The organism is Bradyrhizobium sp. BR13661, from assembly GCF_029892425.1.
In the GTDB taxonomy this organism is placed as follows: domain Bacteria; phylum Pseudomonadota; class Alphaproteobacteria; order Rhizobiales; family Xanthobacteraceae; genus Bradyrhizobium.
On sequence record NZ_JARXWB010000005.1, the window covers coordinates 158,404 to 180,471 of the forward strand.

Sequence of the window (22,068 nt, forward strand, 5' to 3'; positions counted from 1 at the left end):
CCCTTTTGAGCGTTTGGCTGCTTAAGCCGTTGCCTGCCCGTTGTTTTTAGCTAGGGCACGCCGACCACCTCTGCCACTCTATGTCGGATATTTAAGGCGGCGCATCACAAATCTGGCGCTTCCGCGGCGACGGGAAAAAAACGCAATTTCGTGGCCGGAAAGACATTGGCGATTTTCAATTTGTGTCACGATACCCCCGCTGTCGCGAAACGACATGACGCCGCTATGATCCGGCGCTCGACTGATGGTCGCAGGAGAAGCCATTGATGCGGACGATTCTGGCTGTTGGGCTCTTGTGCAGTGCGGTTGCGAATGCCGCTCTCGCCGCCGAGCCGTCGCCTGAGCTGATTGCCTACGGCAAGGCGCTGGTCGAGGCCGGCGATTGCGCCGGCTGCCACACCGCCGATCCGGCCAAACCCTTCGCCGGGGGCAAGCGCATCGACACGCCGTTCGGTGCGATCTATGCCCCGAACCTCACCCCGGACCGCGACACCGGGATCGGCGCCTGGACCGATGCCGATTTCACCCGCGCCGTGCGCACCGGCACCGCGCCGGACGGATCGCTGTACTACCCGGCCTTCCCCTACCCCTATTTCACGCGGATGACCAAGGACGACACGCTGGCGATCCGCGCCTATCTCGGCACGCTCGCGCCCGTCGTCAGCCGCAACAAGCCGCCGGAGCTGCGCTGGCCGCTGAACTACCGCTTCCTGATGCGCGGCTGGAACCTGCTGTTCTTCACGCCCGGCCTGTTCGAGCCGGACCAGAGCAAGAGCGCGGCGTGGAACAGGGGCGGCTATCTCGTCACCGGGCTCGGCCATTGCGGCGCCTGTCACACGCCGAAGAACTATTTTGGCGCCGACAAGAACGCGCAGGCGCTGACCGGCAATGAGGTCGGCGGCTGGTATGCGCCGCGGCTCGATGGCGCCCCCCGCACCGGGCTGCAGTCGTGGAGCGCGGAGGACATCGCCGAATATCTGCAGAGCGGCCGCAACGCCAAAAGCCATGCCGGAGGTCCCATGGCCGAGGTGATCGTCAGCTCGACGTCGAAGATGAGCGATGCCGATGTGCGCGCGATGGCGCTTTACCTGAAGAACCTGCCGCCGGCGCGCCGCGAGACGAACGTGACGCCGCCTGACGAGCCCGAGATGAAAGCGGGCCAGGCCGTCTATGCCAAATTCTGCATTGCCTGCCATGAAGCCGACGGCTCCGGCGCCCCGCGCATCTATCCGCCGCTACCGGGCAATGCGCTGCTGCAATCGATCAACCCGTCCTCCACCTTGCGCGTCATTCTCGACGGCGCGCACACCTTGACGACGCCGCGGGCGCCGAACACCGGCGAGATGCCGGGCTATGCCGGGAAATTGTCCGACGGAGAGATCGCGGCGGTGACAAACTACATCCGCAATTCCTGGGGCAATGCCGGCCCGATGGTGACGCCGGCGCAGGTGGCGAAAGCGCGTGGGCAAGCGCCGTAGTTGCTTCTTTTCGGCATTCGTCGTCATGCCCGGGCTTGTCCCGGGCATCCATGTTCTTCGTGCCGCGGTCAAGGTCGTGGATGGCCGGGACAAGCCCGGCTATGACGGCTTGGATAGAGTGAGGCGAGGTCAATCTCGCTTCTCCTCATCCCCCGTGAACACGAATTTCGGCATCTCCCATTTGTAACGCACCGCGAGGAGACGAAAACTGATGCCGAGGGCAAACGTCAAAATGGTCCAGAGCTCGGCGTTGAGCTGGAGACCGAAGGCGGTGGCGTAGAACAGCCCCGTCACCACCGAGACGCTGGCATAGAGCTCGGAGCGAAACAGCAGCGGCACGTCGTTGCAGAGCACGTCGCGGAGCACGCCGCCGGCGCAGCCCGTCACCATGCCGGAGACGATGACGATCGGCAGCGTCGCGTCCATCTGCCAGGCGATGTCGCAACCGGTCATGGTGAAAACGACGAGGCCGATCGCGTCGAGCACGATGAAGGCGAGCTTCAGCCGGTGCACGAGCCGCGCGAACAGGATCGTAAGGAAGGCCGCGCCGCCGGCGAGCGCGAGATAGACAGGGTTTTGCACCCAGGCCAGCGGATAGTGCCCGAGGAAAAGATCGCGCAGCGTGCCGCCGCCAAGCGCTGTGATGCAGCCGAGGAAGCAGACGCCGAGCCAGTCCATGCTGCGGCGGCCGGCAGCGAGCGCCGCCGTCATGCCCTGCGCGGCCACGGCAACCAACGACAGGAAATGCAGCACGCTATCGGTCGGCGGCAGGTTCCACATCGCTTTGTTCCCTTCTTGCTGCGATGGAACTTACGCATCGAGTTCCCGCGTGAACAGGTTCCCGATTCCGCGGCTGGGGGCAACATGCGACGAAAGCATTAGGACGCGCGGAACGGAATTGCGCAGCTGAGGGTTGTCAGGACGTAATCAACGAGGAGACCCAATCGATGGCTGACGACCGTTTTCCCAACGATCCGTACCGCCCGAACCTCGCCGACGATGAGTATCTTCGCGCGGCGCGCCGGGATGCCGACCTTCAGGCCGATCCCGAGCTTGGCGAAGGCCTCGCCTCCAGCGGCAAGGTCGCGCTGTTCGCCGTAGCTGTCGCCCTGGTGCTGGGCGCCGTGTTCTATGGCCTGAACAACTCCGGCACGGGCAACCAGGCGAGCAATACGCCCGCTACCCAGACCGCGCAGCAGACGCAACCTGCCAATCCGGCCGCACCTCCCGGCATGCGTGACGTGACGCCGCGCAACAATACCGCGCCGGGCGTGACCACGGGCGTTGCGCCGAGCAAGCCGGCGCCGGATACGCAGACTCCATCCGACGGCGCGAAGTAACGATTTACAATGACTGCAAAAGCGGCGGGATCAAACGGTCCCGCCGCTTTTGTCTGCTCTATTGTTTGAGCATGATCTCTTCGGAAAACCGCTTCACACTTTTCCGGATCATGCTCTAGCTGAACATCTTGTTGAGCTCGCCGCCGGGATAGCCGTTTCCCAGCTCGCTGAACGTCCCCTTCTCCGCCATCTCCTTCGCCGCGCGCATGAAGCCGCCCCAGGCGGCGCGGGCGAGCGAGCCGCCGACGCTGATCCGGCGTACGCCGAGATCTTCGGCCTCCTTCAACGACAGGCCGGACGCGCCGATCAAGAGGTTGAACGGCTTCGGTGCGACGGCCTTCACCACCGCGGCGATGTCTTCGCGCGTCTTCAGGCCCGGCGCATAGAGACAATCGGCGCCGGCGTCGGCGTAGGCGGTGAGCCGGTCGATGACGAGCTTCAAATCGGTGACACCCCAGAGATAAGCCTCGCAGCGGCCGACCAGCAGCGTGCCGCTGTCGCCGATCGCCTTGCGCGACGCCTTGATGCGCTCGACCGCGAGCGCGCGATCGTACAGGGGCTTGTCCTTGTCGCCGGTGGAATCCTCGATCGAGAGGCCCGCCACGCCGGTGCGCACGCCGCGCTCGACGTTGTCAGCGACCTGAGCAGGCTCGACCGCAAAACCGCCCTCGAAATCCGCGTTCACGGGAATGTCCACCGACGAGCTCAGTGCTGCCAGATGCTGACAGACATCGTCCACCGTGACGCGGTTGTCGGCCTTGCCGATGGTCCAGGCAAAGCCTGCGCTCGAGGACGCAATCGCCTTGAAACCGAGATGCTGCAACGCCTTGGCGCCGCCGACATCCACCGGATTGGGCAGGATGAAGCAGCCGCTCTCGTGCAGCTTCCTGAATGTTGCGCGCTTGTCAGCAGTTGTCACATGCATGTTTCTCTCCCTGGTATTGGCCGCGCAGAGATAGGCACACATAGGCGCGAGCGCTAGTGCGGGTCGTGCGCGGCGCGGCTGTCCTGCGGTGCCTGCGCGCGATCGGTCATACCGTAGTCACGAACGACGCTGGCAATGCGCAGATGGTAGTCGGCGAAGATCTTGGCCCTGCCCTTGGCCTGAGTGCGGCGGTGCTCCATCGTGTTGCGCCACGCCTGAACGGCGGCCTCATCCCGCCAGAACGACAGCGAGAGCACCTTGCCCTTCTCGGTCAGGCTCTCGAACCGCTCGACCGAGATGAAGCCGTCGATGGTTTGCAGAAACGGCTTCAGGTCGGCCGCAAGGTCGAAATAGTCCTGGCGATGTTCGGGCTTGGGCCAGACCTCGAAGATCACGGCGATCATGGGTGCCTCCTCGTCAACGATGGCCTACACTACCACCTTGCGCAGGAAGGTGCGCTCTTCCGCCAGGATGAATTTGTTCTCCTCCGCAAAATGGAAGTTCGCCATGCCTTCCGCGTCCTGCCGCAGCCGCGCGCGATAGGCCTCGTAGGCAGCCAGGCTCTCGAAGGTGATCAGCGCGAACGCGATGTTGTTGGTGCCCTCGTGCGGCATGAAATAGCCGATCAGGTCGCCACCGCATTTCGGAATGATAGTGAGCCAGCGCCTTGAGTATTCCTCGAATTGCGCGCGCTTGAACGGATCGAGCTGGTAGCGGATGAAGACGGTGATGGACATGACGGGCTCCTTGATCTGTCGGTTGCGAAAAACACGAGCGACACCGCCGCCGCTGAAGCATCTGGATTGCTTCGCGTCGCTCGCAATGACGTGTTTGCGGCACCACGCTACGCGCTTGCCCGGCCGCAATGCTTCGGCTACCATCGAAGCATGAAATCAGGACCCGACATCGCCATGGTCGCCGCGCTGGTCGGCGATCCCGCCCGCGCCAACATGCTCACGGCGCTGATGAACGGACGCGCGCTCACTGCGAGTGAGCTCGCGCAGGAGGCCGGCATCACGCCGCAGACCGCAAGCTCGCATCTGGCAAAACTCGAGGCCGGCGGGCTGGTCGAACCGGAGAAGCAGGGCCGCCACCGCTACTATCGCCTCACCGACGACGATGTCGCCGGCGTGCTCGAGGGGCTTGCAGGCCTTGCCGCGCGCACCGGCCACATGCGCGTGCGCACCGGGCCGAAGGACCCGGCGCTGCGGCGCGCGCGGATCTGCTACGATCACCTCGCCGGCGATCTCGGCGTGCAGATGCTGGACTCCCTGCGCGAGCGAAACCTGGTCAAGCAGAAAAAGCAGGAGATCGAGCTGACGGCGGAAGGCGAGCGCTTCCTCGTCAGGCATCTGCAGATCTCGCCCGACATGCTCAGCCATCCGCGCCGCCCGGTGTGCAAGGCCTGCCTCGACTGGAGCGAGCGGCGCCACCATCTCGCCGGCACGCTCGGGGCCGCGATGATGCAGCGTTTTGCCGAGCTGAAATGGGCCGCGCGCGACGCGACGCCCGGCAGCCGCGTGGTGAATTTCACCCGCACCGGCGAGAAGCAGTTTGCGGCGCTGTTCGGCAACGGCAGGGACTGATCACGCCAACGGCGTGAACGGCGCGCAGGTCGGCTCCAGCGCCATCTCGTGTCGCGCAAGGCCGCACGCGAGAAATGTTCATGCCGCATTCAGGTCATGATTGGCAGGTTTGGATCGCAACGTGACGGCACGTGCTGAAATTTAATGTGTCGAATCGTGTCTGTTGATTCATTGTGCGCCGCAAGCGCCACATCATCGAAGCACTTTCCCCCTAGCGCCTCCCCCACAGAACTTGCCCCCCAAGGACGAGAAGGAAGATCACATGAAATATCTGTTCGCCGCCGTGATGCTCGCCAGCGCCGCCGTCGGCTTCAGCGAGTCCGCCAGCGCCATGGGCGGCTGCGGCCCGGGCTGGTATCGCGGCCCGTATGGCGGCTGCCGTCCGATGGGCGGTCCTGTTGTCGTGAGGCCCGCGCCGATCGTGGTCGCCCCGCCTGTCGTCGTGGTGCGCCCGCGCGTGTGCCCCTATGGTTTCCGCTGGTACTACGGCCGCTGCCGCCCGATCTGATCTTTGCACGTGCGAAATGGCCGCGCGGGATGAGCCTGCGCGGCCATTCTTGTCGAGGCGCTTCAGGCACAACAAAAAGGGGATCGCCACCACGATCCCCTTTTTCATTCCAGCGCAGCGTTACCAGTGACGCCAGCGGCGATGGTGCCAGCGACGGCGCCAACCCCAATGACGGTGACGCCATCCCCAGTGACGATGATGCCAATGGCCGTGACCCCAGCGCACCTGCTCGGGCTTGAGCTGCGCTGCTTCTTCGCCACCGATGACAGCGGGTTGAGCGTCCGGATTGGCTGACGGCATGCTGCCATTCCCCAGCACTTGCGGGGCCAGCGGCGCGGCCTGTGCGGCCGCGGTGAACGCAGCGGCTCCCGCCGCAACACCGAATGCGAGTTTCAAAAATTTTCGGCGCTCCATGAGATGTCCTCTGCTTGAATCGATGATGCAGAGGAAGTGTCGGGCTCACGACATGAACTGCCGCTGAATCGCGCGTTCAGGTTCATTGCAACGCTGTCAGGCAGGCGCGCGACCTCGAAGGCCGAGCGCGCCCACCACCGTTCTCCTCAAGCAAAAACTGTTGGGCATGGGTGCAAGCGCGCCTTTGCCCGCCCAACGGTCTCTGCCAAGATGATGAAGTTGACCCTTTCCATTCCAACTCAATTTTATTCAGGAGAGCACCTTGAAGAGACGGCAGCGATTGGCGCGCAGGCTGGGCGCGTTCGGATTCCTTTTCACCTTGTGCGGCCTGACGGGATCCCAGGCCTATGCCGACGGCTCCGTCTCGTCGCTCCGCATGGGCTACGGCGCCCGCGATGCCTACGCGTTTGCGCAGTTCCAGAACGTGATCCAGCAGTACAACGCCTCAGGCGAACGCTTCCGCATCGACGGCCACTGCCAGTCCGCCTGCACCATGTTCCTCTCGATCAAGAATGTCTGCGTCATGCCGAGCGCGACGTTGCTGTTTCACGCCGGTGGCAACATGCAGAAGGGAACCATCAGCGCCTCTTCCACACGACAGATGCTGAGCACCTACAACGGCGCATTGCGCCAATACGTCACCGACAACCATTTCATGGACACCTTCGCGTTCCATTCGATCTCGGGAAGCGAAATCATCAGACGCTTCGGCTATCCGGCCTGCCGGTAGCGCCACAAAAAAACGTCACGCCCATGTCGGAACGCGCCGCCTCCGTCCGTCCTTTGCCTGAGACAGCACGGAGACACCCCATGGCCGACCTCACCTTGTTCACATACGACTGGGTTCCCCCGCCGCCGCGCGGCTATGTGCGTGACCTCAGGGTGCGCTGGGCGCTCGAAGAGGCTGGCTTGCCCTATCGCGTCGCCAGCACGCCGTTCAACGACCGGGGCCCGGCGCATCTGGCGCACCAGCCCTTCGGCCAGGTTCCCTGGCTCACCGATGGCGACCTCTCGATCTTCGAGAGCGGCGCGATCCTGCTGCATCTCGGCGGGCTCAGCACGAAGCTGATGCCTTCAGATCAGCGCGGCCGCAGCGATGCCACGGAATGGCTGTTCGCCGCGCTCAACTCGATGGAGATGGCAGGCCTGCCGTGGACAATGTCGAAGTTCATGGGTCATCCGAGCGACACGGCGGCGTGGAAATTCGTGGACGACTTTCTCAAGCTCCGCCTCAAGCGTCTCGAGCCAGTGCTGGCCGGCCGTGAATGGCTGGCGGGCTCCTTCTCCGTCGCCGACATCCTGATGTCGGACGTGCTGCGCGTCGTCGATAGTTTCGACGGGCTGGCGGACAGTCCTGCCTGCCGCGCTTACGTCGCGCGCGCGATCGGCCGTCCGGCGTTCGCAAAGGCTCACGCCGATCAGATGGCGCATTTCGCGGCGGGAGATGCGGCGCGCGGGATGTGACCCACCGCACAGAACTGACCGGGTGGATGCCCTAGGCTCGTGACCACTGGAACGATGCAATGTGCCTCAAATGATCACGGTGGAAGGTGACCCATGGCCCGTATCGACCATCTGAAATCGCAAGTCGCCCGTGCCGTTCGGCTGGCGAAGGCGATCCTCGACCAGCACACCGCGGACCGACTTCAGGCGTTCGCTGCCGAATGTCGGACGGAATTGCAGGTTCTGGGTCTCAAGACGGCTGCCTGAGGCAGCGTCACACCAGCTTCATCGGCGTATCGGCGACCACACGCAAATCGATCCTGCCGATCAATGCCGAGCGTCGCGCCTCCGCAGCACCGATCGCATCGTCTGTCTGCCGCAGCGTGCTGATGTTCGAGCCGAGCGAAACGATGCCGCCGAGCACCAGCGCGATCGAGCCGAGCGCGGCGGTCTGACCAAATCCAAACAGCCCGAGAATGGTCACCAGGAGCAGCGCCGCACCGCTGCCGATCGCGATCTTGGACGCCAGGATGTACTTCCGGCAACGTTCCGCGATCGCGGCCAGCGCCTCGATCCGATCTTCGATATCGGAGATTTCGTCGGTCGGATCGTCTTCGGTCATCGTTGAGCAAGCTCGAGCGCAAGTTCTAGTTTACGACGATCTGGCTTCGACATGCGCCTGCGGGCGTACTCTTTGACGCCGCTCTTCTCGAAGACAATCTCCGTGCTGCCCGGATCGCGCGGAAGCTCAATTTGAACGACAGTCGTCCCATCGACGAGGATATCGTACAGATCCTCTGCTTGCTCTGGAATCCAGTGTACGACGTAGAGGTTGCGAGTGATCGACTGCAGTCGATGGCGAAGTAGCGATAGTAGCCTTCGTGAGGCCGGTGCCGATAGGAGGTGCTCGCGACCTGTTTCCAGCTCGTCGATCATTCGCTTTTCCGACAGACGGCGCCGTGTCACTGCGCTTCCCTGCTTCCGACCAGTAGCCCGCATGAGCGAAGCGACATGTGGGACTGAGACGAAAGCCCGGGTGTCGCTTCGCTCATCCGGGCCACCATCTCTCTACAACGGCAAATTGTCGTGCTTCTTCGCCGGCGCTTCGACCTTCTTGTCCTTCAGCATCGCCAGCGCGCGGGCGATGCGCTTCCTCGTCGAGTGCGGCATGATGACGTCGTCGATGTAGCCGCGCTCGGCGGCGATGAAGGGTGACAGGAAGCGGTCCTCGTATTCCTTGGTGCGGGCGGCGATCTTGTCGGGATCGCCGATGTCAGAGCGGAAGATGATCTCGACCGCGCCCTTGGCGCCCATCACCGCGATCTGGGCGCTCGGCCAGGCGTAGTTCATGTCGGCGCCGATTTCCTTGGATGCCATGACGTCGAAGGCGCCGCCATAGGCCTTGCGGGTGATGATGGTGACGAGCGGCACGGTGCACTGTGAGTACGCAAACAACAGCTTGGCGCCGTGCTTGATCAGGCCGCCATATTCCTGGGCGGTGCCGGGCAGGAAGCCCGGCACGTCGACGAAGGTGACGATCGGGATGTTGAAGGCATCACAAAAACGGACGAAGCGCGCCGCCTTGCGGGATGCGTCGCTGTCGAGCACGCCGGCCAGCACCATCGGCTGGTTGGCGACGAAGCCGACGGTGCGGCCCGCGATGCGGCCAAAGCCGGTGACGATGTTCTTGGCAAAGGCTTCCGCGATCTCGAAGAAATCGCCCTCGTCCACGACCTTGAGGATCAGCTCCTTCATGTCGTAGGGCTTGTTCGGATTGTCGGGGATCAGCGTGTCTAGCGACATGTCGATCCGCTCGATGGAATCGAAGCTCGGCCATTCCGGCACGCCGTCCGAATTGTTGGACGGCAGGAAGTCGATCAGGCGACGCATCTGCAACAGCGTCTCGACATCGTTCTCGAAGGCACCGTCTGCGATCGACGAGCGCGTCGCGTGCACCGAGGCGCCGCCGAGCTCTTCGGCGGTGACGACCTCGTTGGTGACCGTCTTCACGACGTCAGGGCCGGTGACGAACATGTAGCTGGTGTTCTTCACCATGAAGATGAAGTCGGTCATGGCAGGCGAATAGACATCGCCGCCGGCGCAGGGACCCATGATGACCGAGATCTGCGGGATCACGCCCGAGGCGAGCACGTTGCGGCGGAACACATAGGAATAGCCAGCGAGTGCGGCGACGCCCTCCTGGATGCGGGCGCCGCCCGCGTCATAGAGGCCGATGATGGGCGCCCGCGCCTTCATGGCCATGTCCTGCAGCTTGGTGATCTTCAGCGCGTGCGTTTCCGACAGCGAGCCGCCGAACACCGTAAAATCCTTGGCAAAGACAAACGTCTTGCGGCCGTTGACGGTGCCCCAGCCGGTGACGACGCCGTCGCCGGGGATCTTGTTCTTCTCCATGCCGAACTCGGTGGAGCGGTGCTCGACGAACATGTCGAACTCCTCGAACGATCCCTTGTCGAGCAGGAGCTCGATGCGCTCGCGCGCGGTCAGCTTGCCGCGGGCGTGCTGCGCCTCGATGCGCTTCTCCCCGCCGCCGAGCTTTGCGCCGGCACGACGGTCTTCAAGGGCGTCCAGGATATGTTTCATTTGCTCCCGCCAGTTCTTAAGCCTTAAGTGATGCGGGGTTCTAACACGGCATTTTGCAGGCCGGGAAGCGGCTTTCGGGGCCGCAGGGCACCCTTGAAGTAGCGTGAAAGCGCAAGGAATTACAAAGTTTTGCCCGGGAGACGACGATGGACGAGAAAGCTGTTGAAACCGGCGCCGTGACCGGCGGCGTCAGGATCCTGCTGCGGCTGGAGGGGCTCGCTTTGTTCGCTGGCATGACGGCGCTCTATGCGGCCTGGAGCGGCTCGTGGTGGGTCTACGCCCTGCTCTTCTTCGTTCCCGATCTGAGCTTCCTGGCCTATCTGTCGGACGCCAAATTCGGCGCCATGGCCTACAACGCCGCCCATAGCTACCTGGCGCCGGTGATCCTGATCACGCTGGGTTTGGGCCTCGCCGCGCCCCTCACCCTGTCCATCGCCCTGATCTGGCTCGCCCATATCGGCTTCGACCGGGCGTTGGGCTACGGCCTGAAATACTCCGCCGGCTTCGGTTTCACCCATCTGGGCCGGATCGGCCGGCAGACGGATGCCTGACTCCTGCCAGCGGCCGGGATGACCGCGATTTGCCCGCGCAGATCGGTTGACCCGGCCGGGCGATTCAGGCTTGCTCCAAGCCTACGATCAGGCGCCGAATGTTGCGTGAGCCAGTCGGTACGGCGGCGGTCATCACGTCCGGCTGCAAGCATCACCTCATGTCCGCCACGGTCGTTCCCCTGCCTCCGAACAGCGCGTCCGAGACCACCGACTTCCTGCGGCGGATGGCCAGCATGGTGTCGGGGCGGAACGGCGAGATGCTGCTGCGCGCGGCGAGCCTGATCGAGTCGCTTTCGCAGCGGGCGATGTCGGCCGAGCGGCTTTTTCACGAGCAGCAGGAAGAGAGCACGCGGCATGTCGAGCTGCGCGAAGCCGCCGAACTCGCCTCCGACGCCATGGTCAGCCAGATCAACGCGCTGCGGGCGCAGCTTGCGGAGGTGACATCGGCTGCGGCCGCCGAGCGCGCCGCCTTCGATGTCGAGCGCGGCAAGCTGGTCGGCCTGATGCAGGATGCGGAAAGCCATATCGGCAAGCTCACCACCGAGCTCGATACATTGCGCGCCTCCGTCGACGCGTTCAACGAGACCGTCGTCTCCGTGCCGATCGAGGTGCTGAAGCTGGCGCGGACCCAGTTCGACTATCTCTCGCGGGGCTTTGAGCGAAAGGGCGACGTGATCTCGCAGGCGATGAGCGAGATCGGCGGCTTCGCCATCGACCAGGCCCTGACGGCGAAGAAGCCGGCCGAGAAGGCGTGAGACGCCCGCGCGCAAATTGACAGCGCGTACGGGCGTTGATCTACTTCCCCAAAATCTTAAGGGGAGGATCCAATGCCGACGGCATTCCGCGCCGCGATGGTGCTCATTGCGCTTTACGCTTCAACCGTGCTTGCCAGCGCGCAATCGCTTCCCAAGGACGCGCCGGCCCGGACCGAGATCTTCCCGATCCCGTCACTCACGCTCTCCGACCAGCAATTTCTGAGCGGCGATGCAGCGGCCGGCAAGCCTGTGACCGTCGCTGGCGAATTCCGCGTGGCGCAGGGCACCGGCAGGATGCCGGTCGTGGTGCTGATGCACGGCTCGAGCGGCGTCGGCGCCGCTACCGAAGCGTGGGTGCACGAATTCAACGCCATGGGCATTTCGACCTTTGTGATCGACGGCTTCACCGGCCGCGGGTTGACCGTAGTCGGGCCGAACCAGGCCCTGCTCGGCCGGCTCAATCTGATCATCGACATCTACCATTCGCTGGAGATCCTGGCGAAGCATCCGCGCGTCGATCCTGATCGCATCGTGCTGATGGGCTTTTCGCGCGGCGGCCAAGCGACGCTCTATGCGAGCCTCGATCGCTTCCACAAGCTCTGGAACAAGTCCGGCGTGCAGTTCGCGGCCTACATCCCGTTCTACCCGGATTGCTCGACGACCTATCAGACCGACACCGAGGTCGCGGCGCGCCCGATCCGCATCTTCCACGGCACGCCGGATGATTATAACCCCGTGAAGAGCTGCAAGGCCTTCGTCGAGCGGCTCAAGACTGCTGGCCGCGACGTGGTGCTAACTGAATACCCCGATAGCGCCCACGGCTTCGACAGCGGCCTGCTCGGCGTCGCCTCGGTCGTGGTGTCGGCCAACGCCCAGACCGTGCGCAACTGCCACATCAAGGAAGGTAATGGCGGCGTGCTGATGAACGGCGACACCAATGTGCCGTTCACCTACAAGGATTCCTGCGTCGAGCTGAACCCGCATGTCGGCGGCAATCCAGCCACGGCGGCGGAGGCGCGGAAAGCGGTCGTGGAATTCTTGCAGGCGCTGTTCAAGCTGGGATAGGCCCGCGTCTACTCCGCATATTCCGTCATTGCGAGCGCAGCGAAGCAATCCAGAATCTTTCCGCGGAGGGACTCTGGATTGCTTCGCTACGCTCGCAATGACGTGCGGAGAGAGTGGCGTGCTCTAGCGCGCCCGGCCCGAGAGCCGCAGCACGAACACCAGCACTTCGGCCACCGCCTTGTAGAGATCGGGCGGGATCTCCTCGCCGAGCTCGACCTTGGAGAGCGCGCCCGCCAAAATCTCGTTTTCCTCGATCGGAATATCATGGGCCTTGGCGATCTCGACGATCTTGGCGCCGATCGTGCCCTTGCCCTTGGCGACGACCACAGGCGCGCCGCTGCCCTTCTCGTAGTGCAGCGCGATGGCGAGCTTGGAGTCCTCGCTCATGTGGCGCGATCCAGGAAATGCCCGGCGCGTGCCGGGGCCGGTTGCGGCGGCGTGCCGTCACGCACGACGATATCGCCGGGCTTGAGCTCGGCCTTGGTCAGCGCCTGATTGAGCTCGCCGATCCCGGCACGGAGTTGCTGCGCCGTCGCCGGTCGCTCGGCCCACATCCGCACGAAGGTCTTGTCGCCGTTGAGCGTGATCAGCGCGTGCACGGGACCTGATGGCTCGACATTGATCGTGAAGCGCGCGCGCCAGGCGCGCTTGGCGGGATCGGGCGCCTCATTGCCGCCGTCGCGCGAGATTTCGAACTGCGCCATCGCGGTGCCCTGAGGGGTCGCAAACGGAATCTCGAAATTCCACTGCGGCGCGGTCGGGTCGGTGCGATGGCCGCTGGCATCGACGCGATCGGGCAGCGAGGCCACTTGCAACAGCGTCTGCCGCGCGATCGCGGCATCGGTATCGTCGAGCAGGCGATGCACAGTCGCCGCGAGCGGCGTGTTTGGCGCGAGCGACGGCGAGGCGATCGCTTGCGGCGACGGCAACGCGCCGCGGATGGGTGGCGGGGTGGTCGTGCGCGCGGCCATCTCGAAGAATTGGCTGTCGGGCGCCGTCTTGTTGGAGCCCGGCACATTGCCGGTCAGGCGCGGCAGGTTTTGGGTGACCTCTTGCAGCAGGGTCGCGGCAAGGCCTGCGGACATGGTTCGCGGCACCGGCGCCTGCGGCGTTTCGCCAGCGATGTCGGCCAGCACGGCAGCGACCAGCGCGGCGCCGCGTGGCAATTGCGTGGGTTGAGCAACCGCCGCACCAGGTGACGGAACCACCGCCTGCGCTGTCTCGCCCGCCACCTGCGGTGTTGAGACTGCAGTCGGCAGAACAACCGAAGGTGCCGCGCCTTGCGTTGCGGCCTGCGGCGCTGTGGTCGCGAGCGTGCCTGATGTCGCCGCCAATGTCTGGCGGAGCACGAGCAGCGCGGCCTTCAGATCGGGCACGGCGCCTTGCGGCGGCGACGTGCCGGCGGCAAGCGAAGCTTCGAGAAACAGGCCGGACTGCTGAAAGGCGTGTTCGATGTCACTGCCATCGAGACCGGTGTTGAACGGTGTTTGTTGTGCCAGCACGTCCAGCACGGCCTGCTTCAATCCTTCAGGCAGATCGCTGCCAGTGACGACCGCAGCCAGATTGGCGAACAGCGGCGCCTGGCTGCCCTGTTTTGTGACCGCCTCGGCCGAGGCTGCGGTGACGGCGGCCTGCTCCAAAGGTGTCAGCGTGTTGCGCGCCACATTGACCGACGGCGCAAGCGACGGGCTGTCGACCAGCGAGGCCGCTGTTGGCGTCAGCGTGACCTGATCAGAGCTCGCCTCGCCTGCCCCGTTGACGACGGCAAGACGGATGGTGCCGTCGTTCTGCGACACCGCGAGCTGGAGATTTTGGCCCGGGGTCAGCGACACCTCGGACATCACGTCCATCGAGAGGTTGGCGATCGCGATTCGGACCAGATTGTCGGCGAGCACGCTGACGACCCTTGCGTCGACGACGCTGCCGGCCTGAAGCACGAGATCGGGTGTTGCCGCATCAGCCACAGGGCTGGCGGCACTAACCGGAAGGATCGAGCTTATCGGCGTCGGCATTAAGGCGGCCCAGGGAACGCGAATCCCACCCTAGGGGCCCCTCGTAAACCTCTCGTTAAGGACCTTTGGCCGCGGGCGGGTTCACGGCCGTCAGCACGGCCACGGCGGCCTCGAAATCCCGCAGGCGCGTGGCCCGGCGGGCGGCCGCCTCCTCGTCCACGCCCCATTGGTCGATGTTCCAGTCCTCGTCGACATGGGCGGCGGCCCAGACCTGGCCGGCGTCGCGCACGCCGTGGGCCAGCGCCAGGGCCAGCAGCGCCGAGCCGGTCAGGGTCGTCACCACGTGGAGGGCCGCAACCGACCACGGATCTCCCGGCAGCGCCGCGCGGGCGGCCCGGAGCGCCTCGTCGGGCTGCTTCACATGCATGATGCCCTCAGACAGGATGAAATGAGCCCCCAGCGCCTCGGCGGCCCAGAACAGCACGGGATCCCAATGAGCGGCCTCGCGGGCGACCAGCCCCTCGGGGTGGCCAGCCCGATAGAACAGCAGGTCCGTCTCGAAGTATTTTGCGAGGTCATCCGTGACGAGTTCGACGCGGTCCACCACGCCCTCGACCACGCTGTTGGCGATCCGGGTCAGCGGCATGGTCACGGGATCGATCGCCTCGCCCTGGCCGGCCCATTCGGCGGCCACCGCATCGGCCAGCGCCCGCGACGGGATGACCACCTGGCGGGCAGAGGGTGTGCGGATCGGCTTGCCGTCGAGGGTGATGGCAAAGCCGCCCTTGGCCTCGGTGACGTCGGCCTCCTTGTAGAAGCGCTTGCGAAGCGGCGCTCGCGCCGACGCGCGCACCGATTCGCGCGGATCCTGCGGGGGTTGGCTGGCCGCTTCTTCGAACAATTCGCGCATGTGAGTTTTCGGTCCCGGTCGCTGGGTGCGGTTTTTGAAGTAAGATCGGCTTTTAAGATAAGATTAGCGGCCGATAAAGCGAGCAGGCATGAGGGAACTTGCAGGCATTTTGGCCCTGTTCGCCGGGCTCTGGCTGGCCGTGGCCGAGGCCGGCTTTCGCACCCCGGAATCGCTGGTCCGCAACGTGTATGCCTATTACGGCAAGGGTGCGCCGGAGTTGTCGAAGGGCTTGCCGCGGGACGAGATCACCACCCGGCAATTCTTCGACCCATCCTTGCGTAAGGCCTGGTCCGCACCGCGCAGCGAACCCTATGATTTCCTGGTGCAGAGCCCGAACTGGAAGCTTGGCCCTGTTGCGATCGCAATCATCCGCAAGCAATACGACAAGACCTATGTCGCGGCGAATTTCGACAATCATGGCCGCAAGGTCACGCTGAACTTCATCCTGGTCAACGGACCCGAGGGCTGGCTGATCACTGACGTCGAGAGCCCGCACGATAGCTTGCGGATGTTTCTGGAGCAGTTTCGGAATTGAGGGGCGACCGCCCCTACTCCTCCGGTGCATTCTCGATCGGATCGAACCGGCTCGCATCGAGCCCGAGCAGATTCCACGACTGCTGCATGTGCGGCGGCAGCGGTGCGGTGGCGTCGATCACGCCGCCGCGCGGATGCGGGATGACGATGCGGCGCGCGAGCAGATGCAGGCGGTTCTGCAGGCCGCCCGGCAGCTGCCAGTTCTCGATGTTGAAATATTTGGGATCGCCGACGATGGGATGGCCGATATGGGCCATGTGGGCGCGGAGCTGATGGGTGCGGCCCGTCACCGGCTTCAGCGACACCCAGGTCAGCTTGTTGCCGGCGGTCTCGACCACCGCATAGTAGGTCACCGCGTGGCTGGCGCCCTCATCGCCATGCTGCGCGATGCGCATGATGGTGTCGTCCTCGCTCTCCTCCTTCGCAAGGAAGGTGGAGATGCGGCCCTGCTTCGGCTTCGGCAGGCCCGGCACCAGCGCCCAGTATGTTTTTCGTGCGGAGCGCGAGCGGAACGCGCCGGTGAGATGCGAGGCAGCGAAGCGCGTCTTGGCGATCAAGAGGCAGCCCGACGTCTCACGGTCGATACGATGCACGAGGCGCGGCTTCTGGCCCTTGGAATCGCGCATCACCTCCAGCATCTGGTCGATGTGCCGCGTCATGCCCGAGCCGCCCTGCACGGCAAGACCGGCGGGCTTGTTCAGGACGAGAACGTCGTCGTCCTCGTAGATGGTCATGTCCTTCAGCGCCTTGAGCGTCTTCTGCGCGGCATCCGAGAGCTCACCGACAACCTTCGGTGCATCGAGCTTCAGCGGCGGAATACGGACGCTCTGTCCTTCCTCCAGGCGATCCTTGCTGTCGACGCGCTTGCCATCGACGCGCAGCTCGCCTTTGCGGACAACACGCTGGATGTGGGAGAACGACAGGCCGGGAAAGTGCGCTTCGAGAAAGCGATCGACGCGCATGTTGTTCTCGTCGGCCGTCACGGTGACCGTCTGCACCTTGGTCGGCAGCAGCGCCTCGACCGGTTTTGCCGGTGCAGCCTTCTCCAGCTCTGGCTTGGCCGGGCGCCGCTCGGCGCGCTCACCGGCAAACCTTGGCGGCTTGCCACCAGGCTTGCCGCTCGGACGCGGTCCAGCCTTCTTCGCCGTCCGTGCCTTGAACGGACGTGAATCTTCGCGCTCGTCACGCGAACGGGGCTTTGGGTTCATTCTCTTGATGCGGCGGCTCATGGCTGTCTGCCTAGCCCAAAAGTGGCCTGCCGTCACGGCGAAATGGCCGTTTCTAGCGCGAACCGCCCCGCTCCTTGCGCAGCTTGGCCCAGTAATCCAGCCGCTTCCTGATCTCCCGCTCGAAACCCCTCTCCGGTGGGTCGTAGAAGGTCTGGCGGCCCAGAGCCTCCGGAAAGTAGTCCTGGCCGGAGAACGCGTCGGGGGCGTCGTGGTCGTATTCGTAGGCGGCGCCGTAGCCTTCCGACTTCATCAGCTTGGTCGGCGAATTCAGGATGTGCTTCGGCGGCAGCAGCGAGCCGGCCTGTTTTGCGACCTGCATCGCGGTGCCGAAGGCCGTGTAGACCGCATTCGATTTCGGCGCGGTGGCGAGATAGACCACAGCCTGCGCGATGGCGAGTTCGCCTTCGGGATGACCGAGGAAGTCGAAGGCATCCTTGGCGGCATTGGCGATGACGAGCGCCTGCGGATCGGCAAGGCCGATGTCTTCCACCGCCATGCGCACGACGCGGCGCGCCAGGAACAGCGGGTCCTCGCCGGCATCGAGCATGCGAGCGAGATAATACAGCGCCGCATCAGGATCGGAGCCACGCACCGACTTATGAAGCGCGGAGATCAGGTTGTAATGGCCGTCGGCCGATTTGTCGTAGATCGGCGCGCGGCGCTGCAGGATGTCCTGCAACTGCGCGGCATTGAAGATCTCGTCGGCTCGCGCCGAACGCCAGACCTCTTCGGCGAGCGTCAGCGAGGCGCGGCCATCGCCATCGGCCATGCGCACGAGTACCGCGCGCGCCTCTTCATCGAGCGGCAGCTTGCGGCCCTCGACCTCCTCGGCGTGCGCGAATAGCTTTTCGATCGCAGGTGCATCGAGCGAGCGAAACACCAGGACGCGCGCGCGAGAGAGCAACGCCGCGTTGAGCTCGAACGACGGGTTTTCCGTGGTGGCGCCGACCATGACGACGGTGCCGTCTTCCATGACGGGCAGAAACGAATCCTGCTGGGCGCGGTTGAATCTGTGCACCTCGTCGACGAACAGCAGCGTGCCCTTGCCCATCTCGCGGCGGGCGCGCGCGGCATCGAACGCCTTCTTCAGATCGGCGACGCCGGAGAACACCGCCGAGATCTGCTCGAAATGCAGGTCCGTCGCATCGGCGAGCAGCCGCGCCACCGTGGTCTTGCCGGTGCCGGGCGGGCCCCAGAACACCAGCGATCCCAGCGTGCGCGTCTCCAGCATGCGCGTGAGCGCACCGTCGGGGCCGAGGATGTGATCCTGACCGACGACCTCCGCCAGCGCACGCGGCCGCAGCCTGTCCGGCAGCGGATGCGGGGCTTCGTGATCGAGCCCCGCCGCGGCGAAGAGAGTTGGCGTCTCCTGTGGTCGCTTCGGACTCATCCGCCCAGCGTGACGTTGATCTGCTGGCCGCCGCGCACCAGCGTGATACGCCAAATCCGCTGGCTGACGCCCGCAGCCTTCTCGAGGTCGCCGGTCTTGCCGATCTTCTGGTTGTTGACGGCCAGGATGATGTCCCCCTTCTGGAAGCCGACTTGGGCGGCCGGCGAGTCGTCGCCCAGTTCGGTGATGACGACGCCTTCGGTATCGGCATCGAGATGCAGTTCGTCGGCCACGGCGGGCGTGATGGTCGAGACCTTCGCGCCCTGGAACGGCGAGCGCGCGGTGACGACAAGCTCGTTGCGGCCGGTATCGGGCGCGGTCTCGAGCGCGATCGCGAGCTTCAACGGCTTGCCGCCGCGCTGCACGTCGATTTGCGCGCTGCCGCCGATCGGACGGGTGGCGAAGCGGTAGTCGAACGCATTGGGATCGTCGACGGTCTGGCCGTCGATTCCGGTGATGAGGTCTGAGGACTTCAGGCCGGCCTTCGCCGCGGGACCGTTGGGAACGACGCTCGCGACCAGCGCGCCGGTGGGCGAGCGCAGGCCGAGGCTCTCGGCGATCTCGGGCGTCACCGCCTGCAGCTTGGCACCGAGCCAGGGACGCTTCACCGCCTTGCCACCGCTCTTGGCGGAGGCAACCACGACGCGCACCATGTTGGCAGGGATCGCAAAGCCGATGCCCTGCGAGCCGCCGGAGCGCGAATAGATCGCGGTGTTGATCCCGGCGAGCCGGCCGTTCATGTCGACCAGCGCGCCGCCGGAATTGCCGGGATTGATCGCGGCATCGGTCTGGATGAAGAATTGATAGTCGGTGATGCCGACCTGCGTGCGCGCCAGCGCCGAGATGATGCCGTGGGTCACGGTCTGGCCGACGCCGAAGGGATTGCCGATCGCCATCACGACGTCGCCCACCATCAACTCGTCCGAATTGGTGAATTCGAGCGCAGGAAACTTTTCCCTGGCGTCCTTCAGGCGCAGCACCGCGAGATCGCTGCGGGAGTCTTTCAACACGATCTCGGCTTCGAACTCGCGCTTGTCCGACAGCGATACCTTCACCTGGTCGGCGCCTTCGATGACATGGACGTTGGTGACGACGAGCCCGGAGGCATCGACGATCACGCCCGAACCCAGCGACCGCTGCACCTGCTCCTGCTGCTGGCCGCCGCCGAAGAAGCGGCGGAAGATCGGGTCGTCCAGCAGTGGGTTGCGGTTCTGCACCACCTTGGCGGCATAGACGTTGACGACCGCCGGTTGCACCCGCTGTACGATCGGCGCGTAGGAGAGCCGCAGTTCGGCCGGCGACGACGGGACGCGGCGGTCCTGTGCGGCAACAGAATTGAAGTGGGCCGAAAAGCCTATGCACAATACCGTGACGACGGCGGTCCAGTTCGCTCGAAACATTCCTACCTCTTGGAAAAGACGCAGGAATATAGGCGCGTTCGCCGCCCAATAGAAGGGCGCCGGCGGCAATATTCAGCCTCTTTCCGGTGTGTCCCGCATGCCAGCCCGGCGTGCGAAATGGCAATTTGCCGGGGGCGCTGCATTGGCATGATGCGCATCATCCTGCACTCTCATGCCGGGCGGATTCGGTTGCGGCGAATTTGCATCAGTGGGAACCGCGCAACCGGGCGCGCGCTGTCGCGGGGCAGTCATCGATCATTCTTAGGCTCTCCCGTTGCGACCTGGGGAAGTTGGTCTTGGGATAGTTGGTCTTGGGGAAGTTGGTCAAAGGATGGAGTCATGACATGAGCAGAACGAGAATTGCGGCGACGGCGATTGGTCTCGCCGGCATGCTGGCGGCCGCACCGGCCCACGCGGAATCGGCAAGCAACAGCGAACAGGAGATCGCGCTCCTGAAGCAGCAGCTGAAAATGCTGGAACAGAAGCTCGACAAGCTTCAGAACCAGACCGCAGCGAACACCGCGGCCACGGCGAAGGCCAGGCAGGAAGCGAAGGCCGAAGCCAAGGCTGAAGCGCGCTCTGAGGCGAAGGCAGCGATCGCCAATGCCAACGCGGCAATTCCGGTCAAGGGCCCGGTGGCCCCGTCCGGCATCGTGGTGACGATGCCGAACAACCGGCCGACCATCTGCACCGCGGACGAACAGAACTGCGTCGCCATCACGAGCCGGGTGCACTGGGATGTCGGCGGCTACAGTTACCGTCCCGACACCGCAGCAACGGTGCCGCAAAAGCTCGACAGCGGCGAGAACGTTCGCCGCGCGCGCATCGGCATCGTCGGCAAGTTCTTCGGCGACTGGAACTACTCGCTGATCTACGACTTCGGCGGTTCGTCCGATGGCTTCGGCGGCACCGGTGCAGCCGGCGCGACCGCCGTCGGCTTCCTTCCGGGCGGCGGCACCTCAGGCATCGAGAACGCCTATCTCAGCTACACCGGCCTCAAGCCGTTCGGCGGCAAGATGGCGATCGAAGCGGGTGTCATGGACATCGCCTGGACGATGGATGAATCCACCAGCTCCAACGACATCATGTTCATGGAGCGCGCCTCGTCGGGCCTCATCGCGCAGAACATCGCAGCCGGCGACTTCCGCTCGGCGGTCGGTACCCGCTGGTGGAATGACCAGCTCTGGATGGGTGCCTATGTCACCGGACCGACCACCGGCGCGATCCACTCCGCGTCCAGCGTCTCTCCGCCCGGCAGCAGCGAGCAATATGGCGCCGTCGTCCGTGTCGCCGGCAACCCGATCAGTGGCAACGGCTACTCGGTGCATATCGGCGCCGACGCCGAGTGGCTGATCCAGCCGCCGCGCAATCTGGTGACGCAGGCGCAGACGCTCACGCTCAGTGACCGGCCGGAGCTGCGGATCGATCCGACGACGCTGATCTCGACCGGTGCAATCGCCAACGTCTCGGGCGCGCAGGTGTACGGCGTCGAAGCGGCCGCGACCTATGGCCCGTTCATCGCGCAGGGCGAATATTACTGGTTCAACGTCGACCGCACGGCGAATACCGGTCTGCCGCCGGTCGGCGCGACAAGCCTGAAGTTCGACGGCGGCTACGCGCAAGTCGGTTACGTCCTGACCGGCGAGAGCCGGGCCTACAATGCCGCGAACGCCGCCTATGGCGGGATCAAGCCGGCCAATCCATTCTCACTCGCCGGCGGCGGCTGGGGCGCGTGGGAAATCGCCGGGCGCGTGAGCCAGATGAACCTGAACGACCAGCTCGCGACCGCCGCCGGCATCGCGGGTGGACGCCAGACCATCTACACCGCCGCACTGAACTGGTACGTCAACAACAACGTCCGCTTCATGCTCGACTACCTGCATGGCGAGATCTCCAAGCAGGCGAGCGCGACGTCAGCCGTGAACACGGGCTCCTCGTTCAACGCGGTCGCCATGCGCACGCAGGTCGCGTTCTAAGCTTGGCTCTT

26 protein-coding genes are annotated in these 22,068 nt (G+C 64.7%); 12 read left to right on the plus strand and 14 right to left on the minus strand.

What is annotated here, in order from left to right; genetic code table 11:
- Nucleotides 1-266 precede the first annotated feature (266 nt).
- Entirely contained in the window at nucleotides 267-1,478 is a 1,212-nt protein-coding gene (locus M2427_RS10385; RefSeq protein WP_280706184.1) for a c-type cytochrome, read from the plus strand.
- A gap of 129 nt (nucleotides 1,479-1,607) precedes the next feature.
- Here M2427_RS10385 and M2427_RS10390 read toward each other — a convergent pair whose 3' ends face one another.
- A complete protein-coding gene (locus tag M2427_RS10390) occupies nucleotides 1,608-2,258 on the minus strand; it encodes a trimeric intracellular cation channel family protein (protein ID WP_280706185.1) in 651 nt (216 codons plus the stop codon).
- A gap of 167 nt (nucleotides 2,259-2,425) precedes the next feature.
- Between M2427_RS10390 and M2427_RS10395 the strand changes: the two genes are divergently transcribed.
- The gene (locus M2427_RS10395; protein WP_280706186.1) at nucleotides 2,426-2,818 is read left to right on the plus strand and encodes a hypothetical protein; all 393 of its coding nucleotides are present in this window, start codon (nucleotides 2,426-2,428) and stop codon (nucleotides 2,816-2,818) included.
- 115 nt (nucleotides 2,819-2,933) lie between these two features.
- Here M2427_RS10395 and M2427_RS10400 read toward each other — a convergent pair whose 3' ends face one another.
- From M2427_RS10400 to M2427_RS10410, 3 genes are read right to left on the minus strand one after another with little or no spacing between them, the layout of a single operon-like run.
- On the minus strand, nucleotides 2,934-3,743 hold the full coding sequence (locus M2427_RS10400) for an isocitrate lyase/phosphoenolpyruvate mutase family protein (RefSeq protein WP_280706187.1): 810 nt from the start codon (nucleotides 3,741-3,743) through the stop codon (nucleotides 2,934-2,936).
- A 53-nt stretch (nucleotides 3,744-3,796) separates the two neighbouring features.
- Entirely contained in the window at nucleotides 3,797-4,147 is a 351-nt protein-coding gene (locus tag M2427_RS10405) for an antibiotic biosynthesis monooxygenase (RefSeq protein ID WP_280706188.1), read from the minus strand.
- Nucleotides 4,148-4,171: 24 nt separating this feature from the next.
- Entirely contained in the window at nucleotides 4,172-4,480 is a 309-nt protein-coding gene (locus M2427_RS10410; protein ID WP_280706190.1) for an NIPSNAP family protein, read from the minus strand.
- 150 nt (nucleotides 4,481-4,630) lie between these two features.
- Between M2427_RS10410 and M2427_RS10415 the strand changes: the two genes are divergently transcribed.
- Nucleotides 4,631-5,329 (plus strand): ArsR family transcriptional regulator, encoded by a 699-nt coding sequence (locus tag M2427_RS10415; RefSeq protein WP_280706192.1) that lies wholly within the window; start codon nucleotides 4,631-4,633, stop codon nucleotides 5,327-5,329.
- 262 nt (nucleotides 5,330-5,591) lie between these two features.
- Entirely contained in the window at nucleotides 5,592-5,837 is a 246-nt protein-coding gene (locus M2427_RS10420; RefSeq protein WP_280706193.1) for a hypothetical protein, read from the plus strand.
- A gap of 120 nt (nucleotides 5,838-5,957) precedes the next feature.
- Here M2427_RS10420 and M2427_RS10425 read toward each other — a convergent pair whose 3' ends face one another.
- Nucleotides 5,958-6,251, minus strand: a complete 294-nt coding sequence (locus M2427_RS10425; protein WP_280706194.1) for a twin-arginine translocation signal domain-containing protein — start codon at nucleotides 6,249-6,251, stop codon at nucleotides 5,958-5,960.
- A gap of 262 nt (nucleotides 6,252-6,513) precedes the next feature.
- Here M2427_RS10425 and M2427_RS10430 point away from each other — a divergent pair, with 262 nt between their 5' ends.
- From M2427_RS10430 to M2427_RS10440, 3 genes are all read left to right on the plus strand, one after another.
- On the plus strand, nucleotides 6,514-6,981 hold the full coding sequence (locus tag M2427_RS10430; RefSeq protein ID WP_280706196.1) for a hypothetical protein: 468 nt from the start codon (nucleotides 6,514-6,516) through the stop codon (nucleotides 6,979-6,981).
- 80 nt (nucleotides 6,982-7,061) lie between these two features.
- Nucleotides 7,062-7,715 carry a glutathione S-transferase family protein gene (locus M2427_RS10435; RefSeq protein ID WP_280706198.1) on the plus strand — a complete coding sequence of 218 codons (654 nt, stop codon included), beginning with the start codon at nucleotides 7,062-7,064 and terminating at the stop codon, nucleotides 7,713-7,715.
- 93 nt (nucleotides 7,716-7,808) lie between these two features.
- A complete protein-coding gene (locus M2427_RS10440) occupies nucleotides 7,809-7,961 on the plus strand; it encodes a hypothetical protein (protein ID WP_280706199.1) in 153 nt (50 codons plus the stop codon).
- Between the two features lie 7 nt (nucleotides 7,962-7,968).
- On the opposite strand, the gene M2427_RS10445 is transcribed toward M2427_RS10440, so the two are convergent.
- From M2427_RS10445 to M2427_RS10455, 3 genes are all read right to left on the minus strand, one after another.
- On the minus strand, nucleotides 7,969-8,316 hold the full coding sequence (locus M2427_RS10445) for a hypothetical protein (RefSeq protein WP_280706200.1): 348 nt from the start codon (nucleotides 8,314-8,316) through the stop codon (nucleotides 7,969-7,971).
- Entirely contained in the window at nucleotides 8,313-8,630 is a 318-nt protein-coding gene (locus M2427_RS10450; protein ID WP_280706202.1) for a hypothetical protein, read from the minus strand. Before M2427_RS10450 ends, M2427_RS10445 begins: the two co-directional genes overlap by 4 nt.
- Before the next feature lie 132 nt (nucleotides 8,631-8,762).
- On the minus strand, nucleotides 8,763-10,295 hold the full coding sequence (locus M2427_RS10455; RefSeq protein ID WP_280706203.1) for an acyl-CoA carboxylase subunit beta: 1,533 nt from the start codon (nucleotides 10,293-10,295) through the stop codon (nucleotides 8,763-8,765).
- 146 nt (nucleotides 10,296-10,441) lie between these two features.
- Between M2427_RS10455 and M2427_RS10460 the strand changes: the two genes are divergently transcribed.
- The 3 genes from M2427_RS10460 (at nucleotide 10,442) to M2427_RS10470 (ending at nucleotide 12,666) form a co-directional block, all read left to right on the plus strand.
- Nucleotides 10,442-10,846 (plus strand): DUF4260 domain-containing protein, encoded by a 405-nt coding sequence (locus M2427_RS10460; RefSeq protein ID WP_280706204.1) that lies wholly within the window; start codon nucleotides 10,442-10,444, stop codon nucleotides 10,844-10,846.
- 158 nt (nucleotides 10,847-11,004) lie between these two features.
- Nucleotides 11,005-11,601 carry a hypothetical protein gene (locus tag M2427_RS10465; protein WP_280706205.1) on the plus strand — a complete coding sequence of 199 codons (597 nt, stop codon included), beginning with the start codon at nucleotides 11,005-11,007 and terminating at the stop codon, nucleotides 11,599-11,601.
- A 72-nt stretch (nucleotides 11,602-11,673) separates the two neighbouring features.
- On the plus strand, nucleotides 11,674-12,666 hold the full coding sequence (locus tag M2427_RS10470) for a dienelactone hydrolase family protein (RefSeq protein WP_280706206.1): 993 nt from the start codon (nucleotides 11,674-11,676) through the stop codon (nucleotides 12,664-12,666).
- 123 nt (nucleotides 12,667-12,789) lie between these two features.
- On the opposite strand, the gene M2427_RS10475 is transcribed toward M2427_RS10470, so the two are convergent.
- Genes M2427_RS10475 through M2427_RS10485 form a run of 3 tightly spaced genes read right to left on the minus strand, consistent with a single transcriptional unit; the run spans nucleotide 12,790 to nucleotide 15,528 of the window.
- A complete protein-coding gene (locus tag M2427_RS10475) occupies nucleotides 12,790-13,053 on the minus strand; it encodes an EscU/YscU/HrcU family type III secretion system export apparatus switch protein (RefSeq protein WP_280706207.1) in 264 nt (87 codons plus the stop codon).
- Entirely contained in the window at nucleotides 13,050-14,678 is a 1,629-nt protein-coding gene (locus M2427_RS10480; RefSeq protein ID WP_280706208.1) for a flagellar hook-length control protein FliK, read from the minus strand. Before M2427_RS10480 ends, M2427_RS10475 begins: the two co-directional genes overlap by 4 nt.
- A 55-nt stretch (nucleotides 14,679-14,733) precedes the next feature.
- A complete protein-coding gene (locus tag M2427_RS10485) occupies nucleotides 14,734-15,528 on the minus strand; it encodes an ATP12 family protein (protein ID WP_280706209.1) in 795 nt (264 codons plus the stop codon).
- An 88-nt stretch (nucleotides 15,529-15,616) separates the two neighbouring features.
- Between M2427_RS10485 and M2427_RS10490 the strand changes: the two genes are divergently transcribed.
- Nucleotides 15,617-16,063, plus strand: a complete 447-nt coding sequence (locus tag M2427_RS10490) for a hypothetical protein (protein WP_280706210.1) — start codon at nucleotides 15,617-15,619, stop codon at nucleotides 16,061-16,063.
- A gap of 13 nt (nucleotides 16,064-16,076) precedes the next feature.
- Here the strand turns inward: M2427_RS10490 and M2427_RS10495 are convergent, their stop codons facing one another.
- From M2427_RS10495 to M2427_RS10505, 3 genes are read right to left on the minus strand one after another with little or no spacing between them, the layout of a single operon-like run.
- Nucleotides 16,077-17,291: an RluA family pseudouridine synthase gene (locus M2427_RS10495; RefSeq protein ID WP_280706211.1), complete on the minus strand. Its 1,215-nt coding sequence runs from the start codon at nucleotides 17,289-17,291 to the stop codon at nucleotides 16,077-16,079.
- 52 nt (nucleotides 17,292-17,343) lie between these two features.
- Nucleotides 17,344-18,681 (minus strand): replication-associated recombination protein A, encoded by a 1,338-nt coding sequence (locus M2427_RS10500; protein ID WP_280706212.1) that lies wholly within the window; start codon nucleotides 18,679-18,681, stop codon nucleotides 17,344-17,346.
- A complete protein-coding gene (locus M2427_RS10505) occupies nucleotides 18,678-20,081 on the minus strand; it encodes a DegQ family serine endoprotease (RefSeq protein ID WP_280706213.1) in 1,404 nt (467 codons plus the stop codon). Before M2427_RS10505 ends, M2427_RS10500 begins: the two co-directional genes overlap by 4 nt.
- 344 nt (nucleotides 20,082-20,425) lie before the next feature.
- Between M2427_RS10505 and M2427_RS10510 the strand changes: the two genes are divergently transcribed.
- Nucleotides 20,426-22,057, plus strand: coding sequence for an OprO/OprP family phosphate-selective porin (locus M2427_RS10510; protein ID WP_280706214.1), 1,632 nt, complete (start codon nucleotides 20,426-20,428; stop codon nucleotides 22,055-22,057).
- Nucleotides 22,058-22,068: the final 11 nt, after the last annotated feature.